This window comes from Citrobacter sp. Cpo147 (assembly GCF_030332405.1).
GTDB lineage: Bacteria > Pseudomonadota > Gammaproteobacteria > Enterobacterales > Enterobacteriaceae > Citrobacter > Citrobacter portucalensis.
Map to the genome: position 1 here is coordinate 602,469 of NZ_JAOWHX010000030.1, position 23,771 is coordinate 626,239.

General features: G+C 52.5%; 21 protein-coding genes, 3 tRNA genes and 1 pseudogene. 17 read left to right on the forward strand and 8 right to left on the reverse strand.

The window, feature by feature from the left end; genetic code table 11:
• Positions 1 to 6: 6 nt before the first annotated feature.
• Complete coding sequence (paaB, locus tag OGY06_RS05525) at positions 7 to 294, reverse strand: 1,2-phenylacetyl-CoA epoxidase subunit PaaB (RefSeq protein WP_003832229.1); 288 nt, start codon at positions 292 to 294, stop codon at positions 7 to 9.
• Between the two features lie 10 nt (positions 295 to 304).
• Complete coding sequence (paaA, locus tag OGY06_RS05530) at positions 305 to 1,234, reverse strand: 1,2-phenylacetyl-CoA epoxidase subunit PaaA (protein WP_126956025.1); 930 nt, start codon at positions 1,232 to 1,234, stop codon at positions 305 to 307.
• Positions 1,235 to 1,519: 285 nt separating this feature from the next.
• Between paaA and paaZ the strand changes: the two genes are divergently transcribed.
• On the forward strand, positions 1,520 to 3,565 hold the full coding sequence (paaZ, locus tag OGY06_RS05535; RefSeq protein ID WP_126956023.1) for a phenylacetic acid degradation bifunctional protein PaaZ: 2,046 nt from the start codon (positions 1,520 to 1,522) through the stop codon (positions 3,563 to 3,565).
• Between the two features lie 82 nt (positions 3,566 to 3,647).
• On the opposite strand, the gene OGY06_RS05540 is transcribed toward paaZ, so the two are convergent.
• A tRNA-Asn gene (locus OGY06_RS05540) sits at positions 3,648 to 3,723 on the reverse strand.
• A 160-nt stretch (positions 3,724 to 3,883) separates the two neighbouring features.
• Here OGY06_RS05540 and OGY06_RS05545 point away from each other — a divergent pair.
• Together OGY06_RS05545 and OGY06_RS05550 are read left to right on the forward strand one after the other, a co-directional pair.
• Positions 3,884 to 5,371: an EmmdR/YeeO family multidrug/toxin efflux MATE transporter gene (locus OGY06_RS05545; RefSeq protein WP_003846749.1), complete on the forward strand. Its 1,488-nt coding sequence runs from the start codon at positions 3,884 to 3,886 to the stop codon at positions 5,369 to 5,371.
• Positions 5,372 to 5,470: 99 nt separating this feature from the next.
• A tRNA-Asn gene (locus OGY06_RS05550) sits at positions 5,471 to 5,546 on the forward strand.
• Positions 5,547 to 6,076: 530 nt separating this feature from the next.
• On the opposite strand, the gene cbl is transcribed toward OGY06_RS05550, so the two are convergent.
• The gene (cbl, locus tag OGY06_RS05555) at positions 6,077 to 7,027 is read right to left on the reverse strand and encodes an HTH-type transcriptional regulator Cbl (protein ID WP_003832224.1); all 951 of its coding nucleotides are present in this window, start codon (positions 7,025 to 7,027) and stop codon (positions 6,077 to 6,079) included.
• A 101-nt stretch (positions 7,028 to 7,128) separates the two neighbouring features.
• Entirely contained in the window at positions 7,129 to 8,046 is a 918-nt protein-coding gene (gene nac, locus OGY06_RS05560) for a nitrogen assimilation transcriptional regulator NAC (RefSeq protein WP_008784390.1), read from the reverse strand.
• A gap of 326 nt (positions 8,047 to 8,372) precedes the next feature.
• On the opposite strand from nac, the gene OGY06_RS05565 reads away from it, so the two are divergent.
• Positions 8,373 to 8,448 (forward strand) — tRNA-Asn (locus tag OGY06_RS05565).
• Between the two features lie 75 nt (positions 8,449 to 8,523).
• Here the strand turns inward: OGY06_RS05565 and OGY06_RS05570 are convergent.
• Positions 8,524 to 8,610, reverse strand: a pseudogene (locus OGY06_RS05570) (type II toxin-antitoxin system PemK/MazF family toxin); the annotation flags it as partial.
• Between the two features lie 183 nt (positions 8,611 to 8,793).
• Here OGY06_RS05570 and OGY06_RS05575 point away from each other — a divergent pair.
• From OGY06_RS05575 to OGY06_RS05620, 10 genes are all read left to right on the forward strand, one after another.
• Positions 8,794 to 9,777 (forward strand): alpha/beta hydrolase, encoded by a 984-nt coding sequence (locus OGY06_RS05575; protein ID WP_286604909.1) that lies wholly within the window; start codon positions 8,794 to 8,796, stop codon positions 9,775 to 9,777.
• Positions 9,778 to 10,068: 291 nt separating this feature from the next.
• Positions 10,069 to 10,590 carry a ferric citrate uptake sigma factor FecI gene (gene fecI, locus OGY06_RS05580; protein ID WP_003832221.1) on the forward strand — a complete coding sequence of 174 codons (522 nt, stop codon included), beginning with the start codon at positions 10,069 to 10,071 and terminating at the stop codon, positions 10,588 to 10,590.
• Positions 10,587 to 11,540 carry a ferric citrate uptake sigma factor regulator FecR gene (gene fecR / locus OGY06_RS05585; protein WP_286604911.1) on the forward strand — a complete coding sequence of 318 codons (954 nt, stop codon included), beginning with the start codon at positions 10,587 to 10,589 and terminating at the stop codon, positions 11,538 to 11,540. Before fecI ends, fecR begins: the two co-directional genes overlap by 4 nt.
• An 86-nt stretch (positions 11,541 to 11,626) precedes the next feature.
• On the forward strand, positions 11,627 to 13,951 hold the full coding sequence (gene fecA / locus OGY06_RS05590; RefSeq protein WP_063941437.1) for a TonB-dependent Fe(3+) dicitrate receptor FecA: 2,325 nt from the start codon (positions 11,627 to 11,629) through the stop codon (positions 13,949 to 13,951).
• Positions 13,952 to 14,024: 73 nt separating this feature from the next.
• Positions 14,025 to 14,924, forward strand: coding sequence for a Fe(3+) dicitrate ABC transporter substrate-binding protein FecB (locus tag OGY06_RS05595; RefSeq protein ID WP_063941436.1), 900 nt, complete (start codon positions 14,025 to 14,027; stop codon positions 14,922 to 14,924).
• Entirely contained in the window at positions 14,921 to 15,919 is a 999-nt protein-coding gene (fecC, locus tag OGY06_RS05600) for an iron-dicitrate ABC transporter permease FecC (RefSeq protein WP_063941435.1), read from the forward strand. The genes OGY06_RS05595 and fecC overlap by 4 nt, the downstream gene beginning before the upstream one ends.
• Positions 15,916 to 16,872 (forward strand): Fe(3+) dicitrate ABC transporter permease subunit FecD, encoded by a 957-nt coding sequence (gene fecD / locus OGY06_RS05605; protein WP_164562931.1) that lies wholly within the window; start codon positions 15,916 to 15,918, stop codon positions 16,870 to 16,872. Before fecC ends, fecD begins: the two co-directional genes overlap by 4 nt.
• Positions 16,873 to 17,640 (forward strand): Fe(3+) dicitrate ABC transporter ATP-binding protein FecE, encoded by a 768-nt coding sequence (fecE, locus tag OGY06_RS05610; protein WP_063941433.1) that lies wholly within the window; start codon positions 16,873 to 16,875, stop codon positions 17,638 to 17,640.
• Between the two features lie 371 nt (positions 17,641 to 18,011).
• Positions 18,012 to 18,614: a TetR/AcrR family transcriptional regulator gene (locus OGY06_RS05615; protein WP_008784381.1), complete on the forward strand. Its 603-nt coding sequence runs from the start codon at positions 18,012 to 18,014 to the stop codon at positions 18,612 to 18,614.
• 78 nt (positions 18,615 to 18,692) lie between these two features.
• Positions 18,693 to 19,847, forward strand: coding sequence for an MFS transporter (locus OGY06_RS05620; RefSeq protein ID WP_164562933.1), 1,155 nt, complete (start codon positions 18,693 to 18,695; stop codon positions 19,845 to 19,847).
• Between the two features lie 194 nt (positions 19,848 to 20,041).
• Here OGY06_RS05620 and OGY06_RS05625 read toward each other — a convergent pair whose 3' ends face one another.
• Complete coding sequence (locus OGY06_RS05625) at positions 20,042 to 20,263, reverse strand: hypothetical protein (protein WP_128611808.1); 222 nt, start codon at positions 20,261 to 20,263, stop codon at positions 20,042 to 20,044.
• Between the two features lie 97 nt (positions 20,264 to 20,360).
• Between OGY06_RS05625 and OGY06_RS05630 the strand changes: the two genes are divergently transcribed.
• The gene (locus OGY06_RS05630) at positions 20,361 to 20,873 is read left to right on the forward strand and encodes a GNAT family N-acetyltransferase (protein WP_164562934.1); all 513 of its coding nucleotides are present in this window, start codon (positions 20,361 to 20,363) and stop codon (positions 20,871 to 20,873) included.
• A gap of 83 nt (positions 20,874 to 20,956) precedes the next feature.
• On the opposite strand, the gene OGY06_RS05635 is transcribed toward OGY06_RS05630, so the two are convergent.
• Positions 20,957 to 21,514: a nucleotidyltransferase family protein gene (locus OGY06_RS05635; protein WP_164562935.1), complete on the reverse strand. Its 558-nt coding sequence runs from the start codon at positions 21,512 to 21,514 to the stop codon at positions 20,957 to 20,959.
• Between the two features lie 195 nt (positions 21,515 to 21,709).
• Here OGY06_RS05635 and OGY06_RS05640 point away from each other — a divergent pair, with 195 nt between their 5' ends.
• Both OGY06_RS05640 and shiA read left to right on the forward strand, forming a co-directional pair.
• Positions 21,710 to 22,162 (forward strand): GNAT family N-acetyltransferase, encoded by a 453-nt coding sequence (locus tag OGY06_RS05640; protein ID WP_164562936.1) that lies wholly within the window; start codon positions 21,710 to 21,712, stop codon positions 22,160 to 22,162.
• Positions 22,163 to 22,405: 243 nt separating this feature from the next.
• A complete protein-coding gene (gene shiA, locus OGY06_RS05645; protein ID WP_003832199.1) occupies positions 22,406 to 23,722 on the forward strand; it encodes a shikimate transporter in 1,317 nt (438 codons plus the stop codon).
• Positions 23,723 to 23,771: the final 49 nt, after the last annotated feature.

Below are 23,771 nucleotides of genomic sequence, written 5' to 3' on the forward strand. Positions count from 1 at the left end.
GTTGCCTCACATATGTTCCATGCCGTCCGGCACGGTGTAGAACGTGGGATGGCGATAGACTTTGCTCTCCGCCGGGTCGAAAAATTCACCGCGTTCCTCCGGCTGTGACGCAACAATTTCGCTGGCTTTCACCACCCAGAGGGAGCAGCCTTCGCTGCGGCGAGTATAGGCATCGCGGGCATTTTCCAGCGCCATCTGGTCATCGGCGGCATGCAGACTGCCAACGTGACGGTGCGATAACCCCTGTTTGCTGCGGACAAAAACTTCGTATAACGGCCAGTATGTTTTGCTCATGACTCTCTCCTTACGCCGCGTCGCGGGCCTGTTGCTTTTCGGCGTGCGCCAGTGCGGCCTCGCGCACCCATGCCCCTTCTTCCCAGGCCTTACGCTTTGCGCCCAGACGTTCGTGGTTGCAGACACCACGACCGTTGATGACCTCATTAAATTCCTGCCAGTCGATCTCGCCGAATCGATATTTCCCCGTCGCTTCATCAAGCTGTAGGTCGGCGTCCGGCACGGTCATACCGAGGATTTCTACCTGCGGGACCGTGTTATCAACAAAGCGCTGACGCAGTTCGTCGTTGGAGTGCAGTTTGATTTTCCACGTCATGCTGCGGGCGCTGTTCGGTGAGTTGTCGTCGTTCGGGCCAAACATCATCAGCGCAGGCCACCAGAAACGGTTGATGGCGTCCTGCAGCATCTGACGCTGTTCCTCGCTACCGGTGGCCAGCGCCATACACGCTTCGAAGCCCTGACGCTGATGGAAGCTCTCTTCTTTGCAGATTTTGACCATCGCCCTGGCATACGGGCCGTAGGAGGTACGACACAGCGCCACCTGGTTAACAATCGCCGCGCCATCGACAAGCCAGCCGATCACACCGATATCCGCCCAGCTCAGGGTTGGGTAGTTGAAAATGGAGGAGTATTTCATCTGGCCGTCGAGCATCTTCTGGTACAGATCTTCACGCGCGCAGCCCAGTGTTTCCGCCGCGCTGTAGAGGTACAGTCCGTGTCCGGCCTCGTCCTGTACTTTTGCCAGCAGAATGGCCTTACGCCGCAGCGTGGGTGCGCGGGTTATCCAGTTGCCTTCCGGTAACATGCCGACAATTTCCGAGTGCGCATGCTGGCCAATCTGGCGGATCAGCGTCTTACGGTATGCGTCCGGCATCCAGTCCTGCGGCTCGATGGCCGTTTCCTGCGCGATGCGCTGGTCAAAGCGTTGTTCTTCTGTCACGTCATCACCTTATGATTCCGATAATTTCAACAAATCAATATTTTTGAATCACTTCGTTTTATAAAAGTTACATCTTGGTTAAATAAAACCACAAATTATGTTTGCTGGTTTTGCGATACTTGTCGCAAATGGTTTTTGTTTATCCATTAATAACAGATAGATAACCAATGAAGGTAAAGTGTTCGCGATCTCATTGTTAATAAATTATTAAAATCTCGCTTGCATTTTGTGATTCATAAAAGAACTATTTAGAGAGATATTACGGAACACATCTGGAGATTAACGATGCAGCAGTTAGCCAGTTATTTATCCGGTGCCTGGCAGACAGGCCGGGGCCGCACCCGCACCATCCACCACGCCCTTACCGGTGAAGCGCTTTGGGAAGTGACAAGCGTTGGACTGGATATGGCGCAGGCGCGCCGCTTTGCTATTGAGCACGGCGGCAAAGCGTTACAGGCAATGAGTTTTATTGAGCGCAGCGCGATGCTAAAAGCGGTGGCGAAGCATTTAATGGAACTGAAAGCCGATTTCTATGCCATATCTGCGCAAACCGGAGCAACGCGCGGTGACAGCTGGGTCGATATCGAAGGCGGCATTGGCACGCTTTTCACTTATGCCAGTCTCGGTGGCCGCGAGCTGCCGGACGATACACTGTGGCCGGAAGACGAACTGATCCCGCTGTCCAAACAGGGCGGTTTTGCCGCACGCCACGTGCTGACCTCCAAATCCGGTGTTGCGGTGCATATCAACGCCTTTAACTTCCCCTGCTGGGGTATGCTGGAGAAGCTGGCGCCAACCTGGCTTGCCGGGATGCCAGCCATTATCAAACCTGCAACCGCCACCGCGCAGCTCACTCAGGCAATGGTGAAAGCGATTATCGACAGTGGCCTGGTACCGAACGGCGCAATTAGCCTTATCTGTGGCGGCGCGGGTGACCTGCTCGATCACCTCGACAGCCAGGATGTGGTGACTTTTACCGGTTCTGCTCATACCGGGCAGCAGTTGCGCGTGCACCCCAACCTGGTGGCTAAATCGGTTCCATTCACCATGGAAGCGGATTCACTCAACTGCTGTGTGCTTGGTGATGACGTCACCCCAGAACAGCCTGAGTTTGCATTGTTTGTACGTGAAGTCGTGCGCGAGATGACGACCAAAGCCGGGCAGAAATGTACCGCTATCCGCCGCATTATCGTGCCACAGGCGCAGGTGAAAGCAGTCAGCGAGGCGCTGATTACCCGTCTGCAAAAAGTGGTAGTGGGCGATCCGGCGCAGGAAGGCGTGAAGATGGGGTCGCTGGTGAATAACGATCAGCGTCAGGACGTGCAGGATAATGTGAATCGTCTGGTTGAAGCCGGGTGTGAGGTGCTGCTGGGCGGAAAAGCAGATCTGAGCACGGCTGGGGCTTTCTTCCCGCCAACGCTGCTGTTTTGTCCGCAGCCGGATGAAATTGCCGCGGTACATGCAATTGAAGCCTTTGGTCCGGTCGCCACGCTGATGCCGTATCAAAATACCGGGCATGCCATGACGCTGGCGCGCGCCGGTGAAGGCAGTCTGGCAGGAACGCTGGTGACGGCGAGCGGCGAACTGGCGCGAGAGTTTATCCTCGGTGCGGCCCGCGCCCACGGGCGTATTCAGGTGCTGAACGAAGAGTCCTCGGCGGAATCGACCGGTCACGGCTCTCCGCTGCCACAGCTGGTCCACGGCGGGCCTGGACGTGCAGGCGGCGGTGAAGAGCTGGGCGGTCTGCGTGCGGTGAAACACTACATGCAACGCACCGCCATTCAGGGCAGCCCAACCATGCTCGCGGCGGTAAGCCAACAGTGGGTGCGTGGCGCTCGAGTGGAGGAAGATCGTATTCACCCGTTCCGTAAATACTTCGAAGAGATCCAGCCGGGCGACAGCCTGCTGACGCCACGTCGTACACTGACCGAAGCGGATATCGTTAACTTTGCCTGCCTCAGCGGTGACCACTTCTACGCCCATATGGACAAGATTGCAGCAGCCGATTCCATTTTCGGCGAGCGCGTGGTGCACGGTTACTTCCTGATTTCCGCCGCAGCCGGTCTGTTTGTTGACGCGGGCGTCGGTCCGGTGATTGCCAACTATGGCATGGAAAACCTGCGCTTTATCGAGCCGGTTAAGCCGGGCGACACTATCCAGGTGCGTTTAACCTGCAAACGCAAAACAGTGAAACGTCAGCGCAATGCCGAAGAAAAAGCGACCGGCGTGGTGGAGTGGTCGGTGGAGATCTTTAATCAGCACCAGCAGGCGGTGGCGCTGTATTCCATTCTGACGTTGGTTGCGCGTCAGCATGGGGATTTCCCGGCGTAAGATTCCGGTGTAGGTTCGCTCGATCAGGCTTGAAACAAAAAGCAAAAAGCCTGCTTAGTTTCCTGAGCAGGCTTCTTAAATATGGCTCCTCTGACTGGACTCGAACCAGTGACATACGGATTAACAGTCCGCCGTTCTACCGACTGAACTACAGAGGAATCGTTGTGGAGGCTTATCTTAGCGGCGAAAAAAATTTTGTCAAACCCAATTTCCTCGAATGCGAATCAATTGATGCTTCTCTCGACAGTTTGTTGCATTTACAGACATTTTAAATAGAAAAAACTTTGCAGCTTTTTTGATTCTCCCTCATCATTTGAAATGAGGTTTCAACTTTCTTCGTTAAGGTCCACTTTGAACGTCTCCGCTGCCTTACGCCAGGTCGCTTCCCGCACGCCCTGGTATGCCAAACGCAAGAGTTATAAGGTTCTCTTTTGGCGCGAAATCACTCCGCTGGCTGTCCCCATTTTTCTGGAAAACACCTGTGTGCTATTGATGGGTGTTCTCAGTACCTTCCTGGTCAGCTGGTTGGGAAAAGAAGCGATGGCAGGTGTCGGACTCGCCGACAGCTTTAATATGGTCATCATGGCATTTTTCGCCGCCATCGATCTGGGCACCACCGTGGTTGTAGCATTTAGCCTCGGGAAACGAGATCGTCGACGGGCCAGAGCCGCGGCCAGACAATCACTGGTGATCATGACAATTTTTGCTACCGTTCTGGCAGCTGTCATTCACTATTTTGGTCAACAGATTATTGACGTTGTCGCAGGTGAAGCAACGCCAGACGTTAAAGCTTTGGCACTCACCTATCTGGAGCTGACGGTGCTCAGCTACCCGGCGGCAGCCATTGCGCTGATCGGCAGTGGCGCACTACGTGGAGCCGGAAATACAAAAATACCGTTGTTGATTAACGGCGGCATGAACATCCTGAATATCATCATCAGTAGCATCCTGATTTACGGGATCTTTTCCTGGCAAGGTCTGGGATTTGTGGGAGCAGGCCTGGGACTGACCATTTCGCGCTACATCGGGGCGATTGCCATCATCTGGGTACTGATGATTGGTTTTAACCCCGCGCTGCGAATTCCCTTCAAAAGCTATTTTAAGCCACTCAATCTCGCCATTATCTGGGAGGTGATGGGGATCGGCATTCCGGCAAGTATCGAGTCAGTGCTGTTCAATGGCGGTAAACTTTTGACGCAGATGTTTGTTTCAGGCATGGGAACCAGCGTTATCGCCGGGAATTTTATTGCATTTTCTATCGCCGCGCTTATCAACTTACCGGGGAATGCTTTAGGTTCCGCGTCGACAATCATTACCGGCAGGCGTCTGGGAAATGGTCAGATTGCCCAGGCTGAAATCCAGCTGCGGCATGTATTCTGGCTGTCGACGATCGGCCTGACGGCAATTGCCTGGCTAACCGCTCCTTTCGCCGGGGTGATGGCCTCGTTTTATACCCACGATCAGGATGTAAAAGAGGTCATAGTCATCCTGATTTGGCTCAACGCAGCATTTATGCCGATATGGGCTGCATCCTGGGTGTTACCAGCAGGCTTTAAAGGTGCGAGAGATGCACGTTTTGCTATGTGGGTATCGATGCTGGGCATGTGGGGCTGCCGCGTAGTCGCGGGTTACACCCTGGGTATCGTATTAGGATGGGGCGTTGTCGGCGTTTGGTTAGGTATGTTCTTCGACTGGGCCGTACGCGCCGCGTTATTTTACTGGCGTATGGTCACCGGACGCTGGCTGTGGAAATACCCGCGTCCCGAACGCGAAAAGTGCATAAAACAACCGGTTGCGTCTGAATAAGCGGCGAAATGGGGAATATTTCAGCAAACGATCGCATTTATCTATTCAGGCTTTGACAACGCTGAGCGGCATCGCTAATATTCGCCTCGTTCAAACGATTCCTCTGTAGTTCAGTCGGTAGAACGGCGGACTGTTAATCCGTATGTCACTGGTTCGAGTCCAGTCAGAGGAGCCATATTTAAGAAGCCTGCTCAGGAAACTAAGCAGGCTTTTTGCTTTTCTGCGATCCCATTTGCCGGGTAAAGCGCTTCACTCCACATCCAGGCTTTTCCATACTGACGACGGGAGAATGTCCGTCTGCATATGCAAAATGTCTCTATGATCCAATTCGTTAACGTCATGGTTAAGTATCTTATCGTGCAACGACATCAAAATGAGACCCATACTTGCCCATGCCGATACTGCTGAAAGCAGCGCTAACCGCTTTATTAGTAATTCCACTGAGTACAATAGCCGGTGAGAAAGTCACGCTACGTTGCCCGGCGTAGTCAGAGTAATAAATTCTATATGTTTACCAATCGAGATGTTCTTTCGGTGAAGAATGGATTTCAGTTTATTTATGCGGATTCGGGACGGGCGGTGTCTTGTTCGATATTGTCGCGGGTACCGACGCAGGATCTGAGGCTGGAGACCTTGAGGTAACGCAGCTTTCTACCCGCCATTCAGCGACGTCAGGGAAGCCCGTTTACTCACGGGCTTTTGTAGTTAAATCTGATAATCAATCACCGCCTCATCTGGCTCCATCGCCTGGCGCTTAATTTCATCGACGGATAACCCTGCATTGCATAGCTCGATGAATCGCCAGACGTAGTTGCGCTGCAGCTGTCCGCGTTTAAGCCCTAGCCAAACGGTATTTGCATCAAACAAATGCCGGGTATCAAGACGGGTTAAGGTCCCCTCTTCCTGCTCGCCGCTGGATTGCTCTGCCACCAGCCCAATCCCCAACCCCAGCGACACGTAAGTTTTAATCACATCCGAGTCCTGGGCGCTGAGAATAATATCCGGTATCAGCCCTTTGCGAGCAAATGCTTCATCAATGCGGGAACGCCCTGTAATCCCCTGACGATAGGTAATTAACGGCCAGTGAGCGATAGACTCCAGCGTGAGCGGAGAAGCTTTCACTAATGGATGGTCGTGAGGAACAAGCAGGCTGTGATGCCAACGAAACCAGGGAAAAGCCACCAACAATGGATCGCTGCTCAGCCGCTCACTGGCAATTCCGATATCTGCCCCGCCATTTTGTAGCAGGACATCAATCTCCTGTGGCGTACCCTGAATAAGTTCCAGACGCACCTCAGGGAACAGCTCACGAAAGGCTTTTATCACCGCAGGCAAGCTATAGCGTGCCTGGGTATGCGTGGTGGCAATCGTCAGAACGCCGGACGTGTCATTGGTAAACAGATCCGCCAGTCGACGAACATTACTGGCCTCATTCAGAATACGCTCGGCAATAATCAGCAAGGCTTTACCCGGTTCGGTCATGCCCAACAGGCGTTTACCGCGACGGATAAAAATCTCGATGCCAAGTTCATCTTCAAGTTCACGAATGTGTCGGCTGACGCCCGACTGCGAGGTGTACAGTATATTCGCGACCTCTGTCAGGTTGTAATCCTGACGGGCCGCCTCGCGGATTATTTTAAGTTGCTGGAAATTCACATTTCGCTCCGGGCACATCAGACATTACGCTATTGTTAAAGTCTGATGCCCGGCATAACAAATAATAAAAACCTGCATCTTATTCCTTGTGGGAATAAGGTTTAGCTGACCAGCTGCAGCTCGCGATTTTCCAGCGCCGGACGGCTGACCAGCGACAACAGGATCTCCTTCACGGCCTGCGCCTGGGGCGATAAGCTCCCTCTGGCTGATACGTTCAACGATAATGGCAGATTCATCGATGGTGTTGTGATGCGTGCCATCCAGCCGTTAGCCGCATTGCATAATGAACGGGCGGCCGACTCAGGCAACACTGTGACACCCATACCACTGGCAATGGCGGCCGTTAGGGTGGAGATAGACTCAATTTCGCCAATCACTTTAGCCGTTAAGCGACGTAGCGAAAAAGCTTCATCCACGCGCAGGCGAACCGCGCTGTAATCCCGTGGCAAGAACAAATTCATCTGCGCCACCGCGGCTAAATCGACGCTTTGGCCAGGACACTCACGCGTGCCGACCAGGTAGAGATCCTCTTTAAGCAACGGTTGACTGCTGATGCCCGCCACAGGTGAACGCTCATAGAGCACTGCCATATCTAATTGCCCGCTGAGCAGCTTGTCATTCAGCACTGCCCCACTGTTTTCATGCAAATAGACCAGCACATCAGGCAGTTCGGCACGTAGCGTCTGTAATAACGGCATGGTAATGGATGACGCGACTGTCCCCGGCGCAAGGCCGATAGAGACCTGTCCACTCAAGGTCTGGCCCACGTTATTAACCGCAAGTTGCGCCTGTTCGCACTGACGTAAAATCGTCCGGGCGTGGGTATATAGCACTTTTCCTGCTTCCGTCGGCGTGACGCCACGCTTGGTACGAATCAGCAATTGCTGATCCAGCTCACCTTCCAGCGTAGCGACCTGCTGGCTCAGCGCGGGTTGCGCAATGTGCAACACTTCCGCTGCCTGGGTCAGGCTACCAATATCGACGATTTTCACGAAATATTTCAGTCGTCTGAAGTTCATTTTGCCTCCTGTCGGAATACCAGAACCCGTGCTGGCAGTCATTAAATTCAGGACTGCAAGATGCTTGCCACTTTCGTCTAAAACGGTGTTTTACGGTTAAAGCCGCGTAAAGTCAGGAGTAAAAGCGAAGGAAGATCATTCTGCACACCTAAGTATCTCATTCAGTCTGCCCTGGAAGAGGTAGACACGCACCAGAATGGGGCAAAAGCATAAAAAGACGGAAAGATCGCCGCTTTGCTGATTTTGTCAGCAAACGAACACACAAATGTATTTACCCCTTTGACAAGCCTCACCACCCTCGCTAATATGCGCCTCGTTCAAACGATTCCTCTGTAGTTCAGTCGGTAGAACGGCGGACTGTTAATCCGTATGTCACTGGTTCGAGTCCAGTCAGAGGAGCCATATTTAAGAAGCCTGCTTAGGAAACTAAGCAGGCTTTTTGCTTTTATGCCATTGCTCATTGCGCATATCAAAACCTCAACTTAGCCTGGCCAACACTTCATTCATAATAGCCGCAGGTATTTGTTCCAGACACTTGCCGTTCCGGGCTTCCATATCAATAGACAGGAACACCAATGAGTTGAGATGTCCGCTCTTCGCTCACTGCAGACTTTAAACTCACCCAGTACCTCCGCTCTGTGCCAGCAGAGGACTTTTCTATCGCCGCTGATATATTAATCCATGGAGAGCAGGCCAAATTTATAATATAAATTGACGGGTACGCTGAATTTTACAGGAACATCTCCAATGAATATTGCCGCCTCAATTGCCCTTTTGGGCGCTTGCCCATTTGTGAGTCTGGCGGCAGTACCGGTGACCTTTTCCGAAACTGTCCTGGATGCCGCAGGGCCAAAAGGCCCTTTGAAAGGCACGTTACTCACCCCGAATTCAAAACCAACAGCCGTTGTTCTTATCATTCCTGGCTCCGGGCCAACCGATCGGGATGGAAACAACCCGCTTGGTGTGAATGCATCGCCTTACCGACTTCTTGCTGAAGGCCTTGCTGCCAAAGGCTTTGCGACGCTTCGTATCGACAAACGTGGAATGTTCGCTAGCGCAATGGCCGTAGAGGATGCCAATGCGGTGACGATTGCTGACTATGTTGACGACGTTCGATCCTGGGTAGACGTGCTTAGACGTCACATGCACACTCCCTGTGTTTGGGTTTTAGGACACAGCGAAGGGGGTGTAGTCGCACTTGCCTCGGCTCAAGAAGAGAATGTGTGCGGTGTGGTTCTTATCGCAACGCCCGGGAGGCCGATGGGCGAGGTGTTGAGGGGGCAACTTAACGCTAATCCGGAAAATGAAATTCTATTAAAGCAGGCGCTGCCGATAATTGATGCTCTGGAGCATCGGCGGCGAGTCGATATTACGAATATTCACCCAGCACTGCAAAGTATCTTTAATCCTGCTGTTCAGGGGTTTTTGATCAATGCGTTTTCATATAATCCGGGTCATCTCATTTCGAGTATTTCCAAACCCGTGTTAGTGCTACAAGGGCAACGCGATCTCCAGGTGGAAGAAACGGATGCAAGACTGCTTAAGGCCGCGAATCCTCAAGCGTCCCTGGTTATACTGCCCAATATGAACCATGTTATGAAAGAGATGACTTCGGACGATCGCAAAGCGAATATCGCGTCATACACTGAACCCGCGCTCCCCTTAGCTCCCGGTTTAATCGACTCGATTGAGCATTTCCTGATCTGCAACTCACCTTTTCCCGAAAAGTAACAGCTGCTCTGCTCTCGGTGTCCTCCCAAAAACGGTTTACTTTTAAAGAGTTCAGCATGCTTTAAAGCATTCGTCTGCTCCATGCTCACAGTAGACATGGTCAGATGTCATTCCAACCGTCACATGCCAAAAGCAGACTCCCCCTTCCCCATCCGATATCCACCTCATAACATTTTTATAAATAACAAAGCATTAAGAAGTTCAACGTAATACAATTATATTTATAATTGTAATGATAACCATTCTCATATTACTATAAACGCGTGATAATTAACTTTTGATACATTCCACATGTCTGACCACGCCACTACCACTGCTTCCTTTACGCTCGAGTCGCTTTATGGCGCACATCACGGCTGGTTGAAAAGCTGGCTGACGCGCAAACTCCAGTCCGCCTTTGATGCAGATGACATTGCCCAGGACACTTTTCTACGGGTAATGGGCAGCGACTCGCTCTCGACGATCCGCGATCCGCGCTCCTTTCTGTGCACTCTCGCCAAACGGGTGATGGTCGACCTGTTTCGCCGAAACGCGCTGGAAAAAGCCTATCTGGAGATGTTGGCGCTTATGCCGGAGGCGCTCGCGCCTTCCCCCGAGGAACGCGAGAGCCAGCTCGAAACCCTGCAACTCATCGACAGCATGCTTGACGGGCTGAACGGAAAAACACGAGAAGCGTTTCTGCTTTCGCAACTGGATGGTCTGACATACAGCGAGATCGCGCTGAAGCTCGGTATCTCCGTCAGCTCGGTGAAAAAGTATATGGCAAAGGCTATCGAACATTGTCTGCTGTTTCGTCTGGATCACGGCCTGTGAACGCTTCTATCACTGATTCTCGCCGCCAGGCATTGCGCTCGGCATCGCACTGGTATGCTGTATTGAGCGGCGAGCGTGTCAGCCCACAGCAAGAAGCGCGCTGGCAACAATGGTACGAAGAGGACAAAGATCATCAGTGGGCCTGGCAACAGGTTGAAAACCTGCGCAGCCAGCTCAGCCGCGTACCGGGCGATGTCGCCAGCCGGGCGCTGCACGATACGCGCCTTACCCGTCGCCATGTTATGAAAGGGCTACTGCTGCTACTTGGCGTAGGCGGCGGCTGGCAGTTCTGGCAATCTGAAGCCGGTGAAGGTCTGCGCGCGGATTACCGCACCGCCAAAGGCGCGGTCAGCCATCAGCGGCTGGAAGATGGCTCGCTGCTGACGCTCAACACACAAAGCGCCGCGGACGTTCGTTTTGATACGCGTCAACGCGCTGTCCATCTCTGGTACGGCGAAATTGCTATTACCACCGCAAAAGACGCGCAGCAGAGACCTTTCCGCGTTGTGACCCGCCAGGGCCAGCTCACCGCATTAGGCACAGAATTTACCGTCTACCAGCAGGACAACGTCACACGCGTTGTCGTTCAACAACACGCTGTTGAAGTCTTACTGGCAAATCGTCCGCAGGAAAAACGCATCGTCAGCGCTGGCGAGAGCCTGCAGTTTAGCGCGTCTGAATTTGGTGCAATAGCCTCAGCGGATGATGAAAGCGCCACCTGGACGCAGGGCATTCTGAGCTTCAGCGATAAACCTTTGGGTGAAGTGATTGCCACGCTGAGCCGTTATCGCAACGGCGTGCTGCGCTGCGATCCGGCTGTGGCCGGGTTACGCCTGAGTGGCACTTTCCCGCTGAAAAATACTGATGCAATCCTGGATGTTATTGCCAAGACTCTTCCAGTGAAAATTCAGTCAGTTACGCGATACTGGGTAAATATTTCCGCATTGTAAGCAAAATAATTCTCATTTCTATTGTCCTTTTTCCCCTTCTCATTCGACTCATAGATGAACACAACAAAAATGATGATGGAGAAGGTATGACGCCTTTACGCGTTTTTCGCAAAACAACACCTTTGGTTAACGCCGTTCGCCTGAGCCTGCTGCCGCTGGCCGGGCTGTCGTTATCCGCCTTCGCAGCGCAGGTTGATATTGCACCGGGTTCACTCGACAAAGCCCTTAATCAGTATGCCGCGCTCAGCGGAATTACCCTGTCGGTTGACGCCAGCCTGACGCGCGGCAAACAGAGTAACGGTCTTCACGGTGACTACGACGTCGAAACCGGCCTGCAACACCTGCTGAACGGTAGTGGCCTGCAGGTGAAACCGCTGGGTAATAACAGCTGGACGCTGGAGCCCGCACCAACACCGCAAGAAGATGCCCTGACCGTGGTGGGTGACTGGCTGGGGGATGCGCGCGAAAACGACGTATTCGAACATGCCGGCGCACGTGACGTTATCCGCCGTGAGGATTTCGCCAAAACCGGCGCAACATCCATGCGCGAGGTACTGAACCGCATTCCTGGCGTTACCGCCCCAGAAAACAACGGCACCGGTAGCCACGATCTGGCGATGAACTTTGGTATTCGCGGCCTGAACCCGCGCCTGGCCAGTCGTTCAACGGTACTGATGGACGGTATTCCCGTGCCGTTTGCCCCTTACGGCCAGCCGCAGCTTTCACTGGCGCCTGTCTCACTCGGAAATATGGACGCCATCGACGTGGTTCGCGGCGGTGGCGCGGTGCGTTACGGGCCACAGAGCGTGGGCGGGGTGGTGAACTTTGTTACCCGCGCTATTCCGCAAGACTTCGGCATGGAAGCCGGCGTGGAAGGCCAGCTCAGCCCAACATCTTCACAAAATAACCCAAAAGAAACGCACAACCTGATGGTGGGCGGCACGGCGGATAACGGTTTTGGTACCGCCCTGCTTTACTCCGGCACACGTGGAAGCGACTGGCGCGAACACAGCGCGACCCGCATCGACGACCTGATGCTGAAAAGCAAATATGCGCCAAACGAAGTGCATACCTTCAACAGTCTGTTGCAATACTACGACGGTGAAGCTGACATGCCCGGCGGCCTGTCTCGCGCGGATTACGACGCCGACCGCTGGCAATCCACGCGCCCTTACGATCGCTTCTGGGGGCGCCGCAAACTGGCGAGCCTCGGCTACCAGTTCCAGCCGGACAGCCAGCATAAATTCAATATTCAGGGCTTCTACACTGAAACTCTGCGCAGCGGCTACCTGGAACAGGGAAAACGCCTCACCCTTTCACCGCGTAACTACTGGGTACGCGGCATTGAACCACGCTACAGTCAGAGCTTTATGGTGGGTCCTTCTGCGCACGAAGTGGGCGTGGGATACCGCTATGTGAGCGAGTCGACGCATGAAATGCGTTACTACACGGCCACCAGCAGTGGACAACTGCCGTCCAGCGCCAGCCCTTACGATCGCGACACTCGTTCGGGTACCGAAGCGCACGCCTGGTATCTGGATGACAAAATCGACATTGGCAACTGGACTATCACACCGGGTATGCGCTTTGAACATATCGAGTCATACCAGAACAACGCCATCAAAGGCTCACATGAGGAAGTAAGCTACAACGCCCCACTTCCGGCGCTAAACGTACTTTATCACCTGACTGATAGCTGGAATCTTTATGCAAACACTGAAGGCTCATTCGGCACCGTACAGTACAGCCAAATTGGCAAGGCTGTGCAAAGCGGCAATGTGGAACCGGAAAAAGCGCGAACCTGGGAGTTCGGAACCCGATACGACGATGGCGCGCTGACGGCGGAAATGGGGCTGTTCCTGATTAACTTTAATAATCAGTACGATTCCAACCAAACCAACGACACCGTTACCGCACGCGGTAAAACGCGCCATACCGGACTGGAAACTCAGACTCGCTATGATCTTGGCACATTGACGCCAATGCTCGACAACGTTTCAGTCTACGCAAGCTATGCGTATGTGAACGCTGAGATTCGCGAGAAAGGCGATACCTATGGCAATCAGGTGCCCTTCTCACCAAAACACAAAGGCACGTTGGGCGTGGACTATAAGCCGGGCAACTGGACCTTCAACCTGAATAGCGATTTCCAGTCCAGCCAGTTTGCGGATAACGCCAACACCGTTAAAGAGAGCGCTGACGGTAGTACCGGTCGCATCCCTGGCTTTATGCTCTGGGGCGCACGCGTAGCCTATGACTTCGGCCCGCAGATGGCAGACCTGAACCTGGCGTTCGGTGTGAAAAATATCTTCGACCAAGAGTATTTCACCCGCTCTTACGACGACAACAACAAAGGCATCTACGCAGGCCAGCCGCGCACGCTGTATATGCAGGGTTCGTTGAAGTTCTAAACTCCGTTTACCCGGCCTGCATGCTGTTTTGTAGGTCGGGCAAACGAAACGCCACCCGACGCAGGCAATTTACATGTTCACACCATTACGCACGCTATTCGCCGCTCTGCTGCTCACCGGCCATGCTTTTGCCGCCACGGTTCATGACGAACATGGCACCTTTACGCTTGATAAAACGCCACAACGGATAGTGGTGCTGGAACTGTCGTTCGCGGACGCACTGGCTGCTGTCGATGTCAGTCCGGTCGGCATTGCCGACGATAACGATGCCATGCGTATTCTTCCAGAGGTTCGTACCCATCTGAAACCCTGGCAGTCTGTCGGCACGCGTGCGCAGCCGAGTTTAGAAGCCATCAGCGCGCTGAAACCGGATCTGATCATTGCCGACAGCAGCCGCCATGCGGGTATTTACAGCGCCTTACAGCAAATCGCACCGGTGCTGCTGCTCAAGTCCCGCAATGAAACCTACGCTGAAAATCTTCATTCTGCGGCCATCATCGGCGAAATCGTGGGTAAAAAGGCACAGATGCAGTCACGCCTGGCGCAACACCAACAACAGATGTCAGAGTGGGCCAGCCAACTGCCAAAAGACACGATGGTGGTGTTTGGTACGTCCCGAGAGCAGCAGTTCAACCTGCACACGCAGGAGACCTGGACCGGGGGCGTCCTGACCTCTCTGGGGCTGACGGTGCCTGCGGCTATGGCGGGTTCGTCTATGCCTTCCATCGGTCTGGAACAGCTGCTGGCGCTCAATCCGGCATGGCTGCTGGTCGCGCACTATCGTGAAGAGAGCATCGTGAAACGCTGGCAACAAGACCCGCTGTGGCAGATGTTAACTGCGGCGCAGAAGCAGCAGACGGCGTCGGTCGACAGTAACGCCTGGGCGCGGATGCGCGGCATTTTCGCAGCCGAACGCATTGCCAGCGACACGGTAAAAATCTTTCACCACCAGCCTTTATCCGATGTGAAATGACAGTTTTCAAACATCCAGCGCTACAGTGGGGGATTCCCCTTGTCGCGCTTATCGCTATCTTCTGGCTGAGTCTGTTTTGCTACTCGGCCATTCCTGTTTCTGGCGTTGATGCCATTCACGCCCTGCTGCCAGGCCATACGCCGACGCTTCCACAAGCGCTGGTGCAAAACCTTCGTTTGCCGAGAAGCCTGGTCGCCATTTTGATCGGCGCAAGCCTGGCTCTGGCGGGAACGCTGCTGCAGACCCTGACGCATAATGCAATGGCCTCCCCTTCACTACTCGGTATTAACAGTGGCGCAGCGCTGGCGATGGCGCTTACCAGCGCTATCAGCCCTGCGCCCGTTACGGGTTACTCCATCGCCTTTATCGCCGCCTGCGGTGGCGGCGTAAGCTGGCTGATGGTGATGACCGCAGGTGGTGGATTTCGCCACACCCAGGACAGAAACAAACTGATCCTCGCGGGCATTGCGTTCTCGGCTTTCTGTATGGCCCTTACCCGCATCACCCTGCTGCTGACGGAAGATCACGCCTACGGCATTTTTTACTGGCTTGCGGGAGGCGTATCCCACGCTCGTTGGCAGGAGTTCTGGCAGCTTTTCCCAATGGTAGTGGTTGCTGTACCGGTGGTATTGCTGCTGGCTAATCAACTGAACCTGCTTAACGTCAGTGACAGCACCGCCCGCACGCTGGGGGTGAATCTGCCGAAGCTCCGTTTGATCATCAATATTCTGGTGCTGCTTCTGGTCGGTACCTGCGTCAGCGTGGCAGGTCCGGTGGCGTTTATCGGTCTGCTGATGCCGCATCTGGCTCGCTTCTGGGTGGGATTCGATCAGCGCAAGGTCCTGCCGATGAGCATGCTTATGGGCGCCACACTGCTGCTGCTGGCTGATGTTCTGGCCCGAGCGCTGGCCTTCCCTGGCGAATTGCCCGCGGGGGCAGTAGTGGCGCTGATTGGTGCACCCTGTTTTGTCTGGCTGGTCAGGAGGCGTGGATGAAAATTGCGTTCGTCATTTTCATCGCCCTCGCGCTGGCAGGACTTTCGGCTTTGTCACTACAAATGGGGGTGATCGCCATTCCCTGGCGTGCTCTGCTGAGCGACTGGCAGACCGGGCGCGAATATCATTACGTATTAACGGCGTACCGCCTGCCGCGACTGCTACTGGCGCTGCTTGTCGGTGCAGCCCTCGCGGTGGCAGGCGTGCTGGTGCAAGGGATCGTGCGTAACCCTTTGGCATCACCGGATATCCTCGGCGTAAACCATGCCGCCAGTCTTGCCTCTGTAGGCGCACTGCTTCTTTTACCGTCACTACCGGTGATTGCTCTGCCGCTGCTGGCCTTTGCCGGTGGCATGGCGGGCCTGATCCTGCTGAGAATACTGGCGAACACCAGCCAGCCGATGAAGCTGGCGCTCACGGGTGTTGCGCTCTCTGCCTGCTGGGCCAGCCTGACGGATTATCTGATGCTCTCGCACCCGCAGGATGTGAACAGCGCCCTGCTGTGGCTGACCGGCAGCTTATGGGGCCGTGACTGGAGCTTTGTGAAAATAGCCGCCCCACTGCTGATTTTGTTTCTGCCGCTGAGTCTGCGTTTTTGCCGCGATCTCGACCTCCTGGCATTGGGCGATGCGCGCGCCGCCACGCTCGGTGTGTCGGTGCCGCGTATTCGGATCCAGGCTTTGCTACTGGCCGTAGCCATGACATCGACCGGCGTGGCCGTCTGCGGCCCAATTAGCTTTATTGGTCTTGTGGTGCCGCACATGGTGCGCAGCATTACCGGTGGACGTCACCGCTGGCTGCTGCCCGTTTCAGCCATGACAGGTGCGTTACTGCTGGTGGTTGCCGACCTGCTGGCGCGAATTATTCATCCTCCGCTGGAGCTTCCGGCTGGCGTGCTGACCGCCATTATCGGTGCACCATGGTTTGTCTGGCTGCTTGTGAGAATGCGATAAATGACATTACGAACTGAAAATCTGACGGTCTGTTACGGTACAAACAAGGTGCTTGATGGCGTTTCACTCGCCCTACCAGCGGGGAAGACAACTGCCCTGCTCGGCCCTAACGGCTGCGGGAAGTCAACGTTGTTAAACTGTTTTTCACGACTGTTAACACCGCAGTCCGGTGGCGTATTTCTCGGCGATAGTGCCATCAATACGCTCTCATCACGCCAGCTAGCCCGCAGGCTGGCGCTGCTGCCCCAGCACCATTTAACTCCCGAGGGGATCACCGTCCAGGAGCTTGTTTCGTACGGTCGCAACCCGTGGTTGTCACTCTGGGGGCGTCTCTCCGTTGAAGACAATACGCGGGTCCATGATGCTATGAGCCAGACGCGGATCCAACATCTTGCCGAACGACGGTTAACTGATCTTTCTGGCGGTCAGCGACAGCGCGCATTTCTGGCGATGGTCCTGGCGCAGGATACGCCCGTTGTACTACTCGATGAGCCAACCACCTATCTCGATATCAATCACCAGGTGGAACTGATGCGGCTGATGGGGGAACTCCGGGCTCAGGGGAAAACGGTAGTCGCCGTGCTGCACGATCTTAATCAGGCCAGCCGGTACTGCGACCATCTGGTGGTCATGGCGAACGGACATGTTATGGCGCAAGGCACACCAGAAGAGGTGATGAACCCTGGATTGCTGAGAACCGTATTCAGCGTGGATACGGAGATACACCCCGAACCGGTATCTGGCAGGCCGATGTGTGTAGTGAGGTAGATGATACAGTCTGTAATGGTACCATGGCTTCAACAGGTCGCCTGTCATATCACTCACGCTGCGGTGACTTTACTCTGCCCTGTGAGTTCAATCGGTCGATGCAACACTATCCTTAATCGAAGGGGGACGTTGGACGTTCACTAGAATACGGCAGATTCCGGTGTGATGATTAACCATTACGCGTGGTTGCCGTTGTATCAACGTACTATCCTGGAAAGGATAAAATCCACACATCCCTCTACAGAAACGCATAGCAATTCATAAGAAAATCTGTCTGCGCGTCATCGCTGATTTATTTATGAAAATTATTTGACTGATCGTTCCATAATCAATACTATGCCGCCTCAACTCATTTCAAGTCCCACATCCCTATGAGTGCTGAAAAACCAACCTTTCCAGGTCGTCCACGAAAGTTCGAAGATCAGGATGTCATTGATGCTGCCGTCGCTGTTTTCAGCGCCAATGGTTATGCAGGCACCTCTGCGCAAGATTTATGCAATGGTACGGGATTAGGGCGGGGAAGCCTATACAATGCCTTTGGAAGCAAGCAAGCCCTGTACGAGCAAGCTTTGTTGCGCAGCCACGAACAAACTATGTCAGCACAGTTAACAATACTCACACAGCCAGGTCTGGTAAAAGAGCGATTGCACACCCTTCTGCTCTGGGGTATTGCCGAAGATCTTTCTCAGCCAGAGCAGCATGATGCGATGGTCTTATTTTCAGCCCTGGAGATGGGCAGTAAAGATGAAGCCGTTGCGAGCCTGAATAATGAATATCGTCAGCATTTAGAAAAAACGCTGGTGTCGGTATTCATCGAAGGCCAACGAACCGGCGAACTGAACAATAAAGCATCAGCCGTCGAAATGGCGAGAGGCTTTATGGCAGGCTATTACGGTTTACGTGTACTGAATAAAAACATTACAGATAGAAAAATCCTCGAAGATGTCGTCGCTGGTCTGTTAATCAATTTATAAATTTAAGCGAAAAAATTCATTATTTACTTGCACTCATTTTTGTAACGATCATTCCAATACAAGGAAAAATAAAAAAACATGCCATTAGTCGTTTATATTTTAGGGTTAGCCATTTTTTCATTAGGTACAGCAGAGTTAATGGTGGCGGGTATGATGACCACGCTATCTGAAGCATTTGGTGTTACAGTCGGCAAAGTCGGGCATTTGATTTCATATTATGCATTCGGTGTAATGCTAGGTGGCCCGGTATTAACCTACACCTTTCTTAAGTTTAAAGCGCCCTATCGCTCAACATTATTATGGCTGTTAGGGTTATATGTTATCGTACAAGGATTAAGCGTCTTTGCCTCTGATTACAATGTGCTAGTTGCCATTCGCATCGTGACAGGTATTTTATGTGCAGGGTGTTTAAGTCTTTCACTCGCGACAAGTATGGCTCTTGTATCTGTAGAAAATCGCCCTCGTGCCGCATCAATAGTGATAGCAGGTTTTATGGTATCCAATGTCTTTGGTGTACCTATCGCGACAATCATTGACCAGCACTGGGGCTGGAAAATAAGTTTTGGGCTGGTCGCGGTCCTGGTTTTCATATGCCTGCTAGCATTAGTACGTTTATTGCCACATATGAGCGGCGGCGGTGCTATCAAGATGGCTGAAGAGATTAAGGCATTTAAAAATAAAGCCTATTGGAAAGCCTGTGCAACCAGCTGTTTGATTTTGGGGGCAAGTTTTGCGGCATTCAGTTATTTTGTCCCCGTGCTGGCTGATGTCAGTGAATTTACAATGCAGACGGTTCCCTTCATTTTGATGCTTTATGGACTAGCCAATATCATCGGGAATATGGTAACGGGACGTCTTGCATATCGCCATAGTTTAACTGTTATGGTTGTCGGCTTAACAATATTGAGTATTTCTTTGCTCGGCATGGCGCTATTTGTTCAATATCAGGTCATTGCTATTCTGGCTGTTATACTTATCGGTTTATCTGGCGTACCAATGAATCCGGCAATGATGGCAAGAATTGTCAGCGTGGCACATCCAGGGCCAATGGTCAATGCCGTTCATACTTCCGTGATCAATATTGGATTAGGTGGCGGTTCTTATTTAGGTGGAATGGCAATTTCATCTGGATTCGGTTTACGTTCAGCTCTATGGATTGGAATGGTATTAGCGGTTCTGGCTTTATTATCCGTATTACCTTATATCCGTCGTAGTAAACAAGGCTGGAGTTAATAGGTTCTGAAGATAAAAATGCCCCACTTATAAAAATTACGGGGCGTCGATTTATCCGTTAAATTTTATTCAAAACTCACTGGCTGCATGTCGCTCAAAGTTGCTCCTCAGCTCCACGTCAGGCGCGGAGTAAACGCATCCGTGTAAGAGCATAATTTTCATGTGCCACTAAAGCAGCGTGTTCCCTTCGACATTCAGTCAGCTTTATACGCCTGCCACTCGCGCCAGACATTCTCAGGATCAATATCGCGGTAGCCGCGCTCTCTGATTATGCCCTCGGCTGCTTCGGCCGGCAGGCGGATGGCTGTAGCGCCATCGCGGATGGACTCAACCTCATCGCGGGTCAATTCCCGTCCCATGTCCTGTTCTTTATCAATCAGGACGGCGATCAACGCAGGGATAAAAACAATCTTCATACTGATAAGCCTCTGAAATATTCGCATACCACTGTATCACTGACAGTTTTGATATAGTTCAGTAATCGTTAATTTATTACCAGGACAGGAATCATTCATGACATTACAAATCCGTGAAGCCACACCTGCCGACGCGATGTTGCTTAATGCGCTGGGCTACCGCATCTACCGCGCACACTTTGAACATCTGTGGGAGTCAAAGTCTGAACTGGAAGCTTTTTTAGCAAGCGAATATTCTCTGGACGAGCTGGAACAGAGCCTGAATGAGCAAGCGGTCTGTTGGTATGTAGCAGAGACCGATAGGCCAATTGGTTTTGCGAAAGTGACCTATGAAAGCAGCATCCCTGATACGAATATGTCAGGGATGCTGCTTAACAAACTCTATCTTGATCCTGCAGACACCCGTAAAGGTTACGGTCAGGTCATGTTTGACACCGTCAAAGACCTGGCCCGGGCCAGGGAGAAAGACTTTGTATGGCTGGAGGTTCTTGAACAGAACGAACGCGCCTGTAATTTCTACCGCAAACAGGGCATGACCTTAATTAAAAGAGACTATTTCAAAACAGCTTCACAGCAGAGCGTCATCAGGATTATGGGGATTGCTGTCTAGCGGGTGACCGGCCGCTCCGTGCCAGAAGCGGACTGTCAATCATACGATCGAACCGCAAGAGCCGGGATATTTGTATATTGTGGTTATATGGGTACGATGAACTGTAACTTGGGATAACGTTCCAACCATTGCTTTGTAGTAACCCGTTGTTTAAAAGAGTTCAGCTTTTCACCTTCAAATGCAGGAGTCGGTCGTAAACGCAGTTCAAATAGGTCGGAGAGCCCATAAGGCGCTGTGTTATCAAGACCTTCCTTCCCCAATCTGACAGCTATAGCTGTAGCTGTTTCAGGCCAGTGCAGTAGAGCATTTCTCGTTGAGGTATAGGGATAATCACCATTACGTTGATGCATCCTGGCTTGATTCTTCACTGACCAGTCTAACGAAGGCAATTGTTGCCTAAGCCTGTCTTCCAGGTAGCTATCATGATCAGGTGTACAGTGCTCTGGGTCAAACCAGACAACATCTACATCACCAGAAATATGACCTTTCCCATACCCATGTAAGTGATCCCAAACTGCATCTCGTACAAACCCTGCGCCGATCCAGCCATCATTGAGTTCTAGTGACCTAACAGCACAAAGGATCTTCATCCTAATAGGATCATTTGACAGTATTTTCTGTAATGCCTTTAGATATTCCATTCGTGCCTCTATTGGACATCGTGCCAACTGGTGCAAATATTATCAACATTCTCCCATCAATGTCCGCTCCTCGCTCAAAGCGCGCCTACAGTTCCACATACCAGTCCGCTTCGTGCCAAGAGCGGACATTGAACAAGATTTGATGTAGGGTATTGCGCGATTCGTATAGCCGCAACGTTAATGAGAGCCAGACTTATGAACTACTTTATTCGACCAGCTACCCCTGACGATATCAATAAAATCATCGAATTCACCACTCAGGAAGCACAAGAATCTGAAGGTTCAGTGATTGACCTTGTTGCTGTGGAGTGTGGCGTTTCGTCGGCGTTTTGTGAAAACCCACGTTCAAAATATTGGGCCATGGAAGATTCTTCAGGAATAGTGATCGCCAACACCTCTGTCGTAAAAGAATGGAGTGATGTTCATGGAAATGACTACTGGTGGATCCAAAGCTTTTATATCGCCCCGGAGCATCGTGGGATGGGATTAGCTGATGAGCTCATCAAACATCTTACAAAAGAAGCTAAATCAGAAAAGGCACTGGAGCTTCGCTTATATGTCCACGGAGATAACGGGCGTGCGATTCGTGCTTATGAGCGATGTGGTTTCACCGAATCTCCGTATACCATTATGAAAGTGGGTTTATAACTTCCCCAAATACAGCGCTCCTAATGCTCCGCCTGAAATCAGAACACTCCTGACAGGCCACGATTCCACCAGGTTCAGATTTCTCATTCATCTTATTTTTCATGTTGCCATCAGATGAGGGAGATAATCGTTTTCACTTCCCGTCTGTCGCGGTAATCTCATACGGTCGTTAATATTGCGACTGCAATGTGTGTAACCCAACTCAAATACTAATAACTAAAAAACAGTACAGACAGGATAACTATGGATTCCTCCCTCACCTCCACGGGTCCCCAACAGGACGCCTCTTCACTTAACCGCGCCCGACGCGCTGCGCTTGGTAGCTTCGCGGGTGCCGTGGTCGACTGGTATGATTTTCTGCTTTACGGCATCACTGCCGCACTGGTCTTTAACCGCGAGTTCTTCCCGCAAGTCAGCCCGGCGATGGGAACACTAGCCGCATTTGCTACCTTTGGCGTCGGATTTTTGTTCCGCCCGTTAGGCGGGGTGATCTTTGGCCACTTCGGCGATCGCCTGGGGCGTAAACGTATGCTGATGCTCACCGTCTGGATGATGGGGATCGCCACTGCACTGATAGGGATTATTCCTTCCTTTGACACCATTGGCTGGTGGGCTCCCGTTCTGCTGGTGACGCTGCGTGCTATTCAGGGGTTCGCCGTTGGCGGTGAATGGGGCGGCGCGGCGTTGCTCTCGGTCGAAAGTGCGCCGAAAAATAAAAAAGCCTTCTACAGCAGCGGTGTTCAGGTCGGTTATGGCGTCGGGCTACTGCTTTCTACCGGTCTGGTCTCGCTGATTAGCTCGCAAACCACCGATGAGCAGTTCCTGAGTTGGGGCTGGCGTATTCCATTCCTGTTCAGCATCGTGCTGGTATTGGGCGCGTTGTGGATGCGTAACCGAATGGATGAATCAGCCGAATTCGAACAGCAGCAGCAGGCACCGCAACCAGAGAAAAAGAGACTACCGGTAGTCGAGGCGTTAATCCGTCATCCAGGTGCCTTTTTGAAAATTATCGCTCTGCGCCTGTGTGAACTGCTGACGATGTATATCGTCACCGCGTTTGCCCTAAATTACTCCACGCAGAATCTGGGCTTACCCCGTGAACTGTTTCTGAATATTGGCTTGTTGGTGGGTGGGCTGAGCTGTCTGACCATCCCCTGCTTCGCCTGGCTCGCCGACCGTTTTGGTCGCCGGCGCGTTTACATTACCGGCGCACTGGTCGGGACGCTCAGCGCATTCCCGTTCTTTATGGCGTTAGAAGCGCAATCCATTTTCTGGATCGTGTTCTTCGCGATTATGTTGGCCAACATTGCACACGATATGGTGGTCTGCGTGCAGCAACCTATGTTTACCGGTTTGTTTGGCGCAAGCTATCGCTACAGCGGCGCAGGAGTTGGTTATCAGGTAGCAAGCGTGGTTGGCGGCGGTTTTACCCCCTTCATTGCTGCTGCGCTGGTAACATTCTCCGGCGGAGACTGGCACAGTGTGGCCATTTATCTGATGGCGGGTTGTCTTATTTCCGCCACTACAGCATTGCTGATGCGGGATAAGCAGCACGGTTAAGCCCGGGTGCGGAGGCCGTCCGGTCTTCGCACAATCTTCCTCAACGTCT

Excerpts from the sequence above, each read along its gene's own strand:
- OGY06_RS05630 (WP_164562934.1), top strand. The coding sequence starts at position 20,361 with ATGACATTACAAATCCGTGAAGCCACACCTGCCGACGCGATGTTGCTT.
- paaZ (WP_126956023.1), top strand. The coding sequence starts at position 1,520 with ATGCAGCAGTTAGCCAGTTATTTATCCGGTGCCTGGCAGACAGGCCGG.
- fecC (WP_063941435.1), top strand. The coding sequence starts at position 14,921 with ATGACAGTTTTCAAACATCCAGCGCTACAGTGGGGGATTCCCCTTGTC.
- shiA (WP_003832199.1), top strand. The coding sequence starts at position 22,406 with ATGGATTCCTCCCTCACCTCCACGGGTCCCCAACAGGACGCCTCTTCA.
- OGY06_RS05575 (WP_286604909.1), top strand. The coding sequence starts at position 8,794 with ATGAATATTGCCGCCTCAATTGCCCTTTTGGGCGCTTGCCCATTTGTG.
- nac (WP_008784390.1), bottom strand. The coding sequence starts at position 8,046 with ATGAACTTCAGACGACTGAAATATTTCGTGAAAATCGTCGATATTGGT.
- fecE (WP_063941433.1), top strand. The coding sequence starts at position 16,873 with ATGACATTACGAACTGAAAATCTGACGGTCTGTTACGGTACAAACAAG.
- fecA (WP_063941437.1), top strand. The coding sequence starts at position 11,627 with ATGACGCCTTTACGCGTTTTTCGCAAAACAACACCTTTGGTTAACGCC.
- fecI (WP_003832221.1), top strand. The coding sequence starts at position 10,069 with ATGTCTGACCACGCCACTACCACTGCTTCCTTTACGCTCGAGTCGCTT.
- OGY06_RS05640 (WP_164562936.1), top strand. The coding sequence starts at position 21,710 with ATGAACTACTTTATTCGACCAGCTACCCCTGACGATATCAATAAAATC.
- OGY06_RS05545 (WP_003846749.1), top strand. The coding sequence starts at position 3,884 with ATGAGGTTTCAACTTTCTTCGTTAAGGTCCACTTTGAACGTCTCCGCT.
- OGY06_RS05595 (WP_063941436.1), top strand. The coding sequence starts at position 14,025 with ATGTTCACACCATTACGCACGCTATTCGCCGCTCTGCTGCTCACCGGC.
- OGY06_RS05635 (WP_164562935.1), bottom strand. The coding sequence starts at position 21,514 with ATGGAATATCTAAAGGCATTACAGAAAATACTGTCAAATGATCCTATT.
- paaB (WP_003832229.1), bottom strand. The coding sequence starts at position 294 with ATGAGCAAAACATACTGGCCGTTATACGAAGTTTTTGTCCGCAGCAAA.
- fecD (WP_164562931.1), top strand. The coding sequence starts at position 15,916 with ATGAAAATTGCGTTCGTCATTTTCATCGCCCTCGCGCTGGCAGGACTT.
- OGY06_RS05625 (WP_128611808.1), bottom strand. The coding sequence starts at position 20,263 with ATGAAGATTGTTTTTATCCCTGCGTTGATCGCCGTCCTGATTGATAAA.
- OGY06_RS05615 (WP_008784381.1), top strand. The coding sequence starts at position 18,012 with ATGAGTGCTGAAAAACCAACCTTTCCAGGTCGTCCACGAAAGTTCGAA.
- OGY06_RS05620 (WP_164562933.1), top strand. The coding sequence starts at position 18,693 with ATGCCATTAGTCGTTTATATTTTAGGGTTAGCCATTTTTTCATTAGGT.